Source organism: Gottfriedia sp. NPDC058432 (assembly GCF_042721555.1).
In the GTDB taxonomy this organism is placed as follows: domain Bacteria; phylum Bacillota; class Bacilli; order Bacillales; family Bacillaceae_G; genus Gottfriedia.
Genome location: NZ_JBHXLC010000007.1, coordinates 99487 through 112932, shown reverse-complemented (window position 1 = coordinate 112932; position 13446 = coordinate 99487). Strand labels below are relative to the sequence as shown.

10 protein-coding genes are annotated in these 13446 nt (G+C 34.7%); 7 read left to right on the top strand and 3 right to left on the bottom strand.

The window, feature by feature from the left end:
- Positions 1-130 precede the first annotated feature (130 nt).
- Positions 131-2212, bottom strand: a complete 2082-nt coding sequence (locus ACFWM3_RS09280; protein ID WP_390311150.1) for a WxL domain-containing protein — start codon at positions 2210-2212, stop codon at positions 131-133.
- Positions 2213-2758: 546 nt separating this feature from the next.
- On the opposite strand from ACFWM3_RS09280, the gene ACFWM3_RS09275 reads away from it, so the two are divergent.
- The 7 genes from ACFWM3_RS09275 to opp4A all read left to right on the top strand — a co-directional run bounded on the left by ACFWM3_RS09275 (position 2759) and on the right by opp4A (position 9896).
- Entirely contained in the window at positions 2759-2914 is a 156-nt protein-coding gene (locus ACFWM3_RS09275; RefSeq protein ID WP_390311149.1) for a hypothetical protein, read from the top strand.
- Between the two features lie 351 nt (positions 2915-3265).
- On the top strand, positions 3266-3703 hold the full coding sequence (locus ACFWM3_RS09270; RefSeq protein WP_483867261.1) for a Dps family protein: 438 nt from the start codon (positions 3266-3268) through the stop codon (positions 3701-3703).
- A gap of 556 nt (positions 3704-4259) precedes the next feature.
- Entirely contained in the window at positions 4260-5285 is a 1026-nt protein-coding gene (locus ACFWM3_RS09265; protein WP_056476395.1) for an ABC transporter ATP-binding protein, read from the top strand.
- A complete protein-coding gene (locus ACFWM3_RS09260; protein ID WP_390311148.1) occupies positions 5266-6192 on the top strand; it encodes an ABC transporter ATP-binding protein in 927 nt (308 codons plus the stop codon). Before ACFWM3_RS09265 ends, ACFWM3_RS09260 begins: the two co-directional genes overlap by 20 nt.
- A 15-nt stretch (positions 6193-6207) precedes the next feature.
- Positions 6208-7173 carry an oligopeptide ABC transporter permease gene (gene opp4B / locus ACFWM3_RS09255; protein ID WP_390311147.1) on the top strand — a complete coding sequence of 322 codons (966 nt, stop codon included), beginning with the start codon at positions 6208-6210 and terminating at the stop codon, positions 7171-7173.
- A 14-nt stretch (positions 7174-7187) separates the two neighbouring features.
- The gene (locus tag ACFWM3_RS09250) at positions 7188-8093 is read left to right on the top strand and encodes an ABC transporter permease (RefSeq protein WP_390311146.1); all 906 of its coding nucleotides are present in this window, start codon (positions 7188-7190) and stop codon (positions 8091-8093) included.
- A 24-nt stretch (positions 8094-8117) separates the two neighbouring features.
- Positions 8118-9896 (top strand): oligopeptide ABC transporter substrate-binding protein, encoded by a 1779-nt coding sequence (opp4A, locus tag ACFWM3_RS09245; protein WP_390311145.1) that lies wholly within the window; start codon positions 8118-8120, stop codon positions 9894-9896.
- A gap of 578 nt (positions 9897-10474) precedes the next feature.
- Here opp4A and ACFWM3_RS09240 read toward each other — a convergent pair.
- Positions 10475-11881, bottom strand: a complete 1407-nt coding sequence (locus ACFWM3_RS09240) for an amino acid permease (RefSeq protein WP_056476380.1) — start codon at positions 11879-11881, stop codon at positions 10475-10477.
- A gap of 266 nt (positions 11882-12147) precedes the next feature.
- The gene (locus ACFWM3_RS09235; protein ID WP_056476377.1) at positions 12148-13434 is read right to left on the bottom strand and encodes a Glu/Leu/Phe/Val family dehydrogenase; all 1287 of its coding nucleotides are present in this window, start codon (positions 13432-13434) and stop codon (positions 12148-12150) included.
- Positions 13435-13446 lie beyond the last annotated feature (12 nt).

The following is a 13446-nucleotide window of genomic DNA, read 5'->3' as shown; positions in this document are numbered from 1 at the left end:
TTTTAGCCAGTCTAAAGTTCCAAAGCGTACAAATAAGTAAGTACAAGATACCCCACCGAGTAGTCATTTTTTACTTACTCGATGGGGTATTTACTTTCATTTTAACATCTATATAGGAAGTTTCTTAATTTTATAGTGGTGCATCTACTAATGTCCATGTTAATGTTGTTTTATATTTGGCACCTACTTCTTTATAAGCTGCACCAGGCACAAAAAGGGTTATGCTAGATGAATTCTGTCCATATGCAATTGTCCATGTTCCAAGTCCCTTCCCTTCATCTGCGTAAGCTAGATTCTGGGCACCGCCACCGGGAACCAATGTCAATGTATTAGCTACTGGTTTATACTGAGCTTCAGTGGATGAGTTTAAAAAAGGATTATTTAATTTTAAAACCGCACCTGTTAATTCATTATTACCACTCTTGAATTGTTCATTTTGCTGTACTGTTAGTTTCCATCCAGTTTTTGTTCTACGATGGTCTGTTACTTGAATAAAATTTGGTACTTTAATGATTGAACCATCTGAAGTTTGTTTTACTTCATCTAATTGAGCAGTATAAACTTCATTTTTACCTGAAGTTTCCTGCACACCAAAATTGAAATTTGACACATAGTCAATACTTAATGAACTCTTTGTTCCTGGTTCATGAGGATTCTCTGGATCAGTTGGGTTAACTGGCTCAACTGGACTTGTTGGGTTTGTTGGATCGACTGGATTTTTCGTTTCTGCCGTTACTGTTACATTTGTATCTGTACTCGTATTACCTGCGACATCTGTTGCAGTTGCACGTACTACATCCCCAGCATACAATGCCCACTGTGGTACGTGTACGGAGAATGAACCATCCGCTCCTGCCTTTGTCGTTAAAAATGATTGGTCAGGTAACGTTATTTTCACAGTACTATTCGCCTCTGTTGTTCCCGTTATACTTGTACTGATATCTGTAATCGGATTTACAACTGGCGGTAAAATAGTTTTGTCTACTGTAAAGTGTAGAATTGTTTGATTACTTGCTTTATCAGTGATGACTAATGTGTATTCACCATCAGCTGGATTTATTGTGCCAGAAGAAATGGTTGTCCCATTTAATTTAGCTGTATCAATACCACTTAGTGCATCACTGAATGTAATGTTTGTTGCTGTTTTTTTATTATATAATTGTCCGTCAGCATAGTTGGTAATAGGTGCTTCTTTATCAATCCTTACTGAAAATTTAGCTCCTGGATCAGTTAGTGGATTACTTTGGTTTCCAGAATCATCTTTTGCTCTAATTAGAATATTTGTCGTACCTTGGGTTGAAACAGTATAATCAACGCCTGTTGAGGTAGCATTACTTAAACCAGCTTTACTCCAAGTGTCACCATTATCTGTTGAAACTTCGTACGATGCTGGATCGACCCCATGATCATCAGTTGCTGTAAAGTGAATTGTCGTGTTTTTATTGGTCCATGATGCACCACCTGTGTAGCCTTCTGGTATGGTAATAGTAGCATCCGTTATTTTTGGTGCCTTAGTATCTAGTACTGTAACAGAAACATGATCAACCTGAAAGATTTGAAATCCACTACCATCAAGAGCATCTTTTATACCGTCTTCAAAAGCAATGCTAAAATTTACTTTAGTTCCGATTGCAGTGAAAGTAGTCGTTACATTTTGAGGACCTGTGTAGTCTCTCCATTCTCTATCTGTCGTTATAGAGGTACCACTTGCTGTGTCAGTTACAAACCAAGTATACCTAGGATGGGTATTCGTATGTTCAATAAGTTTAAAAGGAAACTTTAAGATATAAGTTTGTCCTGGAATTGTGTTAATCGATTGCCTCATAACCATATACTCTTGGGAATCTACAGTGTTTAATACTTTTAATAAAATCCCACCCCCTGGAACAGGTTTAACATAACTTTTTGGGTTGACTTCACCAAAAACCTTATACCAGCCGTCACCTTGATCCTCTAAATTGGAGCTATAAGGACCTTGAATTTGGCTTTTATTTAAATACGCCACAAATGACCAATTTGGAAAAGTAGTTGTTTGACGATCAAAATTAAATGTAGGGTTTTGGACCAAGTTTGGAAATGTTGCCGCTTCTGTAATAGTTGGTTTAAGTAGTCCCTTTAATCCAAGTAGTCTCGGTTGCATCCCACTCGTCATGATGACAAAAATGGATGCTAAAACAATCGCTTTAAAAAATCGTTTTCTTTTTTTTACCATTATGTTTCTCCATTTCCAAAATAATAATTTTTTTCACTCTTTTTCTATTTTCATGAAACGTCTACTTAAAATTAAACATAAGTATGACGAGTAATAGGAATTAAATACCGCCAATGAAGTACCAAATTTTTTGATCTTTTTCCCAATCTGAATTCTTAAATTCCTCCGCTGACGTCCTTAATGTAAACACTAGTTGCCTTTTATTTCAAAACTTTGATTCTTGTTGAACTCATAGTTAAATATGTGAAAAATGTAACATGATTATAATCGATCGTTCAACGACATTTTTTACCTTTGTCAACGGTAATAGCGTTGAGTTTTAACTTGTTTTTTGTTTTGGTAATTCTTCTTAATTTTTTAGGTATAACTGCTACAAATGAAGATGTCACTTGCTTTTAGTTAAACCGATCCAACCAAATAGTAAAAATATTTTATCCACATTTTAAATATGCATTTAAATTTTGAACACTTTGTGAATTTTGGTTATCTGTCCTTTTCTTCAATCATATATATGAATATAGAAAAGTTTTGAAGGGGGTTTTAACATTGGTCTATGATGTAATCATCTTTTTCTTTTTTGTCATTATTCTTCTTGGTATGATTGGGTCATTATTCTTATTATTGAAGAAAGCTTTAAATGAGGATGATGCACTTAGAATTGAACCTAAGCCCGCCCTTCCTGAAGAGAGCGTACATTCATAGCTAAAATAAGAGGATGTCCCAAAAGTATAAACTTTTTGGGGCATCCTCTTTTTTGTTTTTCCTTAAATATAAGCCTGTTTTGAGTAAGTATTTTCGTCTATATGTTTTTTAATTACTCATGATCTTTTCTTATGTAACCAAAAATCCTATCTCCATCCACCCCTCCAATAGGATGAGGTTTTTTTATTTCAATATAATGCTATTTACAATTTAACGTTAATTTTACTAATTGTTGTCTTAGCTATCAAATATTACCATGACTATTCTTACTCAATATCAGTTAAGATGGGTTATATGGTTTTTTAATCTTTTACATCATTTAGAGGAGGGATTTTAATGGATACATCATCCATCTCAAAAACGACTGTTGATGTGCTAAATAAGCAAATAGCAGACTGGAATATTCTATTTGTAAAGTTACATAACTATCATTGGTATGTAAAAGGTCCAAATTTTTTCACTCTACACACTAAATTTGAGGAATTTTACAACGAGGCAAGTTTACATATTGATGAACTAGCAGAGCGAGTGTTAATAATTGGTGGAAAACCACTAGCTACAATGAGAGAGTATCTTGATACTTCAAGCCTTAAAGAAGCCAATAAGAATATTACTTCTGATGAAATGGTTCAGGACATTACTAAGGACTATAACTATTTAATTGAAGAATTAAAAGATGGCATGGAAATTGCAGAGTCTGAAAATGATTCAGTTACTCATGATTTATTATTAGCCATTCGTGAACAGCTTGCAAAGCATGTTTGGATGTTAACGGCCTACTTAAATTAAGTTAAAACTTAAGATTAAATTAAGAAAAGCAGTATAAAATAAAATGGTTTATTCATCCTTTTATCTTTATACTGCTTTTTTTTCTAATTTAAAGCCTAAATGAGATGTAGTAGATTAATATTTTTTAATGTAATTCTTATTTTCCAGTGTAAAAACAGGTAATATGAACTAGGAATATCAAACTACAAATTGCACACCGAATATATTTTTTTCCCTATATTAATGCATTTTCCGACAAAAACCTCTATTTTTCACCATTGTTTTCAAACACTACTATTTATCTATTCTAACAATTGTTTTGTAAACGTTTTCATTTTGTATTTCCCTTACTCTCCCTTATTTTATATAGTCTATCAACCTTTCCATCGAATCACTGTGACATTTTTTCCCTATGAATTTACTAGTTAATCCGAATTTCGAATGAATTATAGTCAAAAAGGACTATATATTACATAAAATGTTTTCATATTGAAACATTCGCGTAATAATATTATACTTATGAAAATTCTAAATAAACCAACAATTTAGCTCATGAAATCTCGAAAGGAGACACGAAATGTCAAAACCTCTTTTGGAAATCGAACATTTAACGACATCGTTTCGTATAAACAACCAATACTATCCTGCTGTGGATGATGTATCACTTACTGTCCATGAAAATGAAGTTCTTGCAATTGTGGGTGAATCAGGCTGCGGTAAAAGTGCACTAGCCCTATCAATCCTAGGACTACATTCAAATAATCGTACAAAAATGAATGGATCGATCTCTTACAAGGGCACAAATTTACTAACGCTTAATGATAGTAAATTGAATAAAATTCGAGGAAAGGAAATCGGAATGATTTTCCAAGAACCTCTTACTGCTCTAAACCCGTTAATGACGATTGGTAAACAAATTGAAGAAAATCTAGATTTCCATACTGATCTTTCACGCTCACAAAAAAAGGATCGTGCATTAGAGCTACTAGATCAAGTTGGAATCCCGAAGCCAGAGGTTACTTATAAACAGTACCCGCATGAATTATCTGGTGGTATGAGACAACGTGCTATGATTTCAATTGCTATTGCATGTAACCCTTCGTTCATTATTGCAGACGAGCCAACTACTGCCTTAGATGTAACGATTCAAGCCCAGATACTAGATTTACTAAAAGAAATTCAAAAGAAAACGAAATTAGGCATCATTTTAATTACGCATGACTTAAGTGTTGTTGCAGAAGTAGCAGACCGTGTTGCTGTTATGTATGCTGGACAAATTATAGAGACTGGTTCAGTAGAAGAAATACTAAATAATCCATTACACCCATATACACGCTCACTATTAAACTCTATTCCTACTACTCATTCAAAAAATCAAAGACTTCATATTATTGAAGGTACAGTTCCACCTTTAGACAAACTACCTAGAACAGGCTGCCGATTCAGCCACCGTATTCCTTGGATTCAAAATTATGCTCATGAAAATCAACCTATCTTGCACGAAGTTAAACCAAATCATTATGTACGTTGTTCTTGTTATAAGCATTTCCATTTCAAGAACGAGAAAGGAGCACCGATCGTAAATGTCTCTATTAAAGGTTGATAACTTAAAAGTACACTACCCTATTCGTGGTGGTATTTTTCGAACAGTTGTAGATCATGTTCGAGCTGTTGATGGAATTTCATTTGAACTTAATGAAGGCGAAACATATGGCCTAATTGGAGAATCAGGTAGTGGTAAATCTACTGCTGGTAAGGCAATTCTTCAATTAGCAAAGGCTACGAATGGAAGTATTCAGTTTTTAGACAATGACTTAATAACGCTAGGCAAAAAGCAATTACGAGCATTTCGACAAGAGATTCAAATGATATTTCAAGACCCGTACTCTTCTTTAAATCCTAAAAAGAGAATTATTGATTTAGTTGCAGAACCTCTAAGAAACTATGAAACTTTAACTGCTGAAGAAGAACGTGAAAGAGTACTTTACTACCTTAATAAAGTTGGATTATCTCCAGAATCACTATATAAATATCCACATGAGTTTTCTGGTGGGCAACGTCAACGAATTGGGATTGCGAGAGCTTTAACATTACAACCAAAGTTAATTGTTGCAGATGAACCTGTTTCTGCTTTGGATGTTTCAGTACAAGCACAAGTACTTAACTTCTTACAAGATTTACAAGAAGAATTCAAACTAACTTATTTATTTATCGGTCATGACTTAGGCGTTATTCGCCATTTATGTGATCGAATTGGTGTTATGTATAGAGGGAGACTTGTTGAGGAAGGCACTACTGAAGATATTTTAAACAACCCACAACATATATACACTAAACGCTTAATTGCAGCAATACCGGATATTCGTCCAGAAGTTCGAGAAGAAAAAATTAAAGAAAGACAAGCAGTTCGACAAGAATATCAACAAAATGCTTCTTCTTACTTTGATGCAAATGGTCGACCATTTGATTTAAAACCAATCTCAGATACTCATCGAGTAGCATTACCCTAGAAAGGAGTAACGAATATGTTGAAATTTATCATTCGCCGTATACTCATTATGATTCCTCAGCTTCTAATCCTGAGTATAGTAATCTTTGCACTCGCTAAAGCAATGCCAGGTGATGCACTAACTGGACGATCGATTAACCCAAAAGCTAATCCACAAGAAATTGAAAAAATCCGTGAAGAAATGGGTTTAAATGATCCTGCATATGTTCAGTATTATCATTGGATTAAAAATGTTGCAAAAGGAGATTTTGGTGTTTCCTATACACACAAAATCAATGTAGTTGATGTAATTGGTGACCGTATTGGAAATACTGTATTACTTGCCTTCTGTGTGTTTATTGTGACTTATTTACTGGCAATTCCACTTGGTATTATTAGTGGACGTTATAGCGACACCTGGGCGGATAAGCTGATAACCGGATATAACTATTTAGGTTTTGCTACCCCTGTATTTATTTTTGCACTTGTTATGCTGTTTGTTTTTGGATTTTATTTTGATCTTTTTCCTACGGGCGGTAGCGTAGACCCTCAGATTGCTAATGGAACTTTTGCTTATTACGTAAGCAAATTAGATCATCTTGTTTTACCAACTTTATCGGGTGCACTTATTTCAACTGTTGGAATTTCCCAATATTTACGTAGTGAGATTATTGATACAAAAGTAAAAGATTTTGTAAGAACAGCTAGATCGAAAGGTGTTCCCGAAGCAAAGGTTTATTCTAGACATATTTTACGAAATTCATTCTTACCAATCGCTGCATTTTTAGGTTATGAGATTACCGGTCTAATAGCAGGTTCAGTAATTTTAGAGTCAATTTTCGGATATCCTGGAATTGGGCAACTGTTCGTTAAATCCGTAATGTTACGCGATTTTACCGTTGTAAATGCACTTGTTTTAATGACATGTCTTGCAACACTTTTTGGAACATTAATCTCAGATATCATTCTAAGCATCGTAGATCCACGTATACGGATTGAATAGGGTAGGTGAAATTTATGGAATTAAAAATTGAAAATCAAACTCATTTTACAGAGCAACGAAAAAGTCCATCTGGATTTAGTGTCATCTGGGCAGAATTTAGACGAGATAAGTTAGCTTTAGGTTCTCTTATCGTGCTTGGCCTAATAATATTAGGTGTGTATGGTACTTCGCTTATTCTAGATCAAAATCAAATTGTTAAAGTCGACTTTCTATCAATTTATCAGCCACCTTCCTCTACTCATTGGTTAGGTACTGACTACGGGGGTCGTGATATATTTGGACAACTAATAATTGGGACTAAAAATTCTTTTACAATTGGATTTTTTATCACAATTATTACAAATCTACTGGGCCTAGTATTAGGTTTAATAGCTGGTTATTTCGGTGGTTGGGTAGACAGTGTCGTTATGCGTATTATCGACTTTTTCTTATCCTTACCAACATTAATGTTAATTATTGTATTCGTAACAGTTGTACCTACATTCTCTATCATAAATTTTGTCCTTATTATGAGCCTGTTTTTATGGACAGGTAAAGCAAGGTTAATTCGTTCAAAAGTTTTATCAGAGAGCGAATTAGATTATGTGGCAGCAGCTAAAGCAATTGGCACGCCGAATTGGAAAATCATTATCTCGCATGTTTTACCAAATGTAAGCTCATTAATTATTGTTGCATTCACTTTAAACCTAGCAGGAAATATTGGAATCGAGTCTGCTCTAACCTTCCTTGGATTTGGTTTACCAGAAAGTACACCAAGTTTAGGAACACTAGTTAGTTATGCAACAAATCCTGATGTTTTACAAAATAAGCTGTGGATATGGTTACCTGCATCGTGCATGATTTTAGTGCTCATGCTGAGTATAAATTTCATCGGTGAAGCGCTAAAGCGTGCAGCTGATGCTAGACAAAGAAGAGGATAATTAAAAATTAAGGAGAGTGGAAATATGAAAAATGCAAAAAGCTTTACTAAAGTATTAAGCGCAATGGCAGTATCTATGATGATTCTTTCAGCATGTAAAGGCGGCGACACGAAGACTACGACTACTACTAAACAAGTCGATCAAGCTGCTTTTCCTATCAAAGTAACAAATAACAAAAAATCAGTTTCAGGTGGCATTTTAAAATATGGTTTAGTTTCAGATACGCCATTTGAAGGTATCTTAAATACAGTTTTCTATGAAGGCGATCCAGACTCTCAAGTTCTTCAATTCTTTGATGAAGCACTTCTTTCAACAGATGAAAACTATATTTATGACCAAGATGGTGCTGCTACATATAAATTAAGCGACGACAAAAAGACAATCACATTAAAAATTCGCGATAATGTAAATTGGACTAATGGTGATCCAGTTACAGCAGAGGATTTAGAATATGCTTATCTTGTAATTGGTAATTCAAAATATACAGGTGTGCGTTATGACTCACAAATGTCTATGATTGAAGGTATGGAAGATTACCATAACGGAAAGGCAAAAAATATTTCCGGTGTTAAAGTAATTGATCCTAAAACAATTTCAATTACATTTAAAGAAGCTAACCCATCTGTACTTACTGGCTTATGGACTAACCCACTACCTAAAAAATACTTAGGCAATGTTCCAATTGATAAATTAGCATCATCAGATCAAATTCGTAAAGCGCCTATCGGCTTTGGACCATTTAAAATTAAAAAGATCACTCCAGGTGAAGCTGTAGAGTTTGAAGCGAATAAAGATTACTGGAACGGTGCTCCAAAACTTGACGGTGTACTTTTAAAAGTTGTTAACCCAACTATTGCTACATCTTCTCTAGCTAACGGAGATATCGATATCGCTTCAGTTTCAGCTGACCAATATGATCAAGCTAAAAAATTAAAAAATATTTCATTAATCGGTAAAACTGAGTTAGCTTACTCTTACATTGGATTTAAATTAGGCCATTACGATGCGAAAAATGGTGTAAACGTAATGGATAATCCAAAATTCAAAGATAAGCGTGTACGTCAAGCAATGGCTTATGCCCTTGATAATAAAGCAGTTGGGGAAAAATTATACAAAGGATTACGAGTGCCTGCAACTTCTGTAATTCCACCATCATTCCCTAAATACTTTGATAAAGCATTAAAAGGATATACTCATGATCCTGAAAAAGCTAAAAAATTACTAGACGATGCTGGTTACAAAGATGTAACTGGAGATGGTTTACGTGAAGATCCAAATGGAAAACCATTTAAAATCAACTTCGCTTCTATGAGTGGTGGCGATATCGCTGAACCATTAGCTCAATTCTACTTACAATCTTGGAAAGAAGTTGGCTTAGATGTTCAATTATTAGATGGACGTTTACATGAGTTCAACTCATTCTACGATATGGTAGAAAAAGATAATCCAAAAATCGATATTTTCGCAGCAGCTTGGGGAACAGGTTCTGATCCAGACCCATCTGGAATTTGGTCGAAAAATGCACCATTCAACTACGTTCGTTGGGTAAATGACGACAATGATAAACTATTAAAAGAAGGTATTTCAGCAAAAGCGTTTGATGAAAAATACCGTCAAGATGTATACGATAAATGGCAAGAGCTTGTAAATGACGAAGTGCCAGTTATCCCTACCCTATTCCGCTTCGGTTTAGATGGAGTTAATAAGCGTGTTAAAGGTTACGACTTAACAGCTGGTCAAGGCTTCCAAGGTCACTTACAAGACATCACTGTAACAAGTAAAGAGTCTGAAAAAAATAAATAAGCTGTAAAAATGTAGCTGTCCCTTAAGTCAATGTACTTTTGGGACAGTTCTTTTTTTATGTGTATAACTCATATCTGATTCTAAAGAAAATATAGCCATAACAGTAAAATGTGGATAAGTAACTCCCCCATTCCTTTCTAAAAAAGGTTATTAACAAGAACTTGCGAACATTTGTTGATATTTAATGCAGAATCACTTAAAAACAGTAATACGATCACCAAAACAGTGGATAACTAGCCGCTCTCCCCTGCAAAAACAAAAAAATATTTACGAAAATATGCACACTGTTGATAAAATTGTGAACTTTGTTAATAAAGCAGTAATTTTTACTCGTAAAAAATGTAGGAACGATTTAATATTGGCTTTGAGTGGGCCGAAATAAGTAGGTTCTCTCTTAACAAGCATGAACGGTATGTGGACATTGTTGATAAAGTTGTGAACTTCCCTTACTAAATAAATCTCAATTATTGCTAAACCTAATCAAGAAGTTAACCACAATTCAAGAAAACAAAAAAACTCGCTAGTAATAACTTACTAGCGAGTTTCCACAAATTTTTGAGACATTCTCAAAACAATTATTAACTTACTTTTTTATTCACTTCTTGCTCGTGTTTTTCAATCTTATGCTTAGCAGAGAAATGATAATAGATTAAACATGCAATCATAAATGGAATTCCACAGTACAATGCAATACGTTGGTCTGGGATAAATGCAAGGCTAATAATTACAGCCACATTTAAAACTAAAGCAACGATTGGAACGATTGGATAAAGAGGCGTTTTGTATTTTAAATCCTCTAATTTTCCACCTTCTGCAAGGTATTTCTTTCTACCTAAAAGATTTGATAATGCAATGCTTGCCCAAACAAATAAACAGCCAAACCCTGCAATTGATAGTAACCATAGATAAACCGTGTCTTCTGCGTAAATACCACTTAATAGAGATAAACATCCAAAAAACATACTAAAAGTTAAAGCGTTTAAAGGTACACCTCTTTTAGTTAGTTTTCCTAATTTCGAACTAACCATTCCTTTTTGAGCCATTGAATACATCATACGAGATGTTGCGTATAAACCTGAGTTAGCAACTGATAGAACTGCTGTAATAATAACAAAGTTCATAATATCTGCCGCATATGGAATACCGATGTTATCAAATACTACTACGAATGGACTATCTACTAAACCAGCTTTCTCCCAAGGGAATAAGCCTGCTAAAACAAATATTGATAAAATAAAGAATACTAGAATTCGCCATACAGTGTTATTAATTGCTTTAGGTACTGCTTTTGCTGGATCTTCACTTTCACCAGCTGCAATCCCTACTAATTCACTTCCCTGGAATGAGAAGTTAACTGCAACCATTGTTATGCAAATTGCTAAAAAGCCTTTTGGGAAAAGTCCACCGTGGTCTGTAAAGTTCGAAAGCATTGGAGCTTTTGACCCTTCTACTGGCACAATGCCAAACATTACTGCTCCACCTAAAATAATAAATAAAACAATTGTTACTACTTTAATACTTGCAAACCAAAATTCAACTTCAGCAAAACTCTTAGTTGAAAGTGCGTTTATTGCGAATAATATTACCCCAAATACTACACACCAGATCCAAGTCGGTACATCTGGAAACCATCTCTTCATTAGCATACTCACTGTAATTAACTCTAAACCGATTGTTACCGACCAGTTTAACCATGCCATCCATCCAACTACATAGCCTGACGCTGGTGAGATATATTTAGTTGCATAAGTTTGATAAGAACCAGCATCTGGTAAATTAACTGCTAATTCTCCTAAACAGAGCATTGTTAAATACATTACGATTCCACCTACTAAGTAGGCTAATAATGCTCCACCTGGGCCAGCTTCACTAATAGTATAGCCTGATCCCATAAACAAACCTGTCCCAATTACTCCCCCAAGAGCAATCATGAACAAGTGTCTGCTTTTAAGCTCTTTCTTTAACCCCTGTTCTTGTTGTTTCATGAAAGTCCCTCCTCTAGATGTAAATTGTGCGTATAAGTTAAAATATTCTGATATAACAGAATGCAGACTCCCCCGAATCCCATAACGAACACCAAAGAGCTTTAAATAAACATATTTTAAGACTAAATTTTCAGATAATAAATGAAAACGTATACAAATCATTGTATTGGAATAATACTTAATTATAAAAATAGATTTTATTATCTGTCAATACAAATATAAGTGCTCCAGATGAAATTTCCATCTGGAGCAAACCTATTAGTCTATTAAACCCATCCACGGAAACGAGATGCTTCCGCCATTTTACGAATACCAACCATATATGCTGCTAATCTCATATTTACTTTGCGATTAACTGAAGTTTGGTAAACACTATCAAATGAACGTACCATTTTTTCACGAAGTTTTTGAGCAACTTCTTCATCAGACCAGTAGTAACCTTGGTTATTTTGAACCCACTCAAAATAAGAAACAGAAACTCCACCAGCACTTGCTAGTACGTCTGGAACTAATAAAATTCCGCGCTCTGTTAATATTTTAGTAGCTTCTAGAGTAGTAGGACCATTTGCAGCTTCAACTACGATTGATGCTTGGATATTGTGAGCATTTTCAATTGTAATTTGATTTGAAATTGCAGCTGGAACTAAAATATCACAAGGTTTTTCAAGTAATTCTTTATTCGAAATAACATCAGTAAATAAGTTAGTTACTGTTCCGAAGCTATCTCTTTTTTCTAGTAAGCTATGAATATCTAAACCGTCTGGATCGTATAATGCGCCAAGTGCATCAGAAATACCGACTACCTTTGCACCTGCTTCTACCATGAACTTCGCTAAGAAGCTACCCGCATTTCCAAATCCTTGAACAATGACACTAGCACCCTTTAAATCGATTCCCTTACGTTTAGCAGCCTCTTCGATACAAATTGTAACACCTTGAGCTGTAGCTGTTTCACGCCCTTCTGATCCACCTAATACTAGAGGTTTACCAGTTATAAATCCAGGAGAATCAAATTCTTGAATTCTACTATATTCATCCATCATCCAAGCCATAATTTGTGGGTTAGTGTATACGTCTGGAGCAGGAATATCCTTTGTTGGTCCAACGATTTGGCTAATCGCACGAACATATCCTCTACTTAAACGCTCTAACTCATAAATTGACATTTTTCTTGGATCACAAATGATACCGCCTTTTCCCCCACCGTATGGTAAATCAACGATACCGCATTTTAAGCTCATCCACATTGATAAAGCTTTTACTTCATCCTCATTAACCTCAGGATGGAAACGAATTCCACCCTTTGTTGGACCTACAGCGTCATTATGTTGTGAACGATAGCCAGTGAAAATTTTCACTGAGCCATCATCCATTCTTACCGGAATTTGAACTGTTAAAAATCGTAATGGTTCTTTTAATAACTCATAAAGTTCTTTTGAATAACCAAGTTTATGAAGAGCTTCTGAGATTACTTCTTGAGTAGACTCAATTAATTCTCTTCCTTCTTCTTTGATTTTGTTTTGTACTTCATTTTGTGGGATTGTAGTTGTCATTTTTATCGCTCC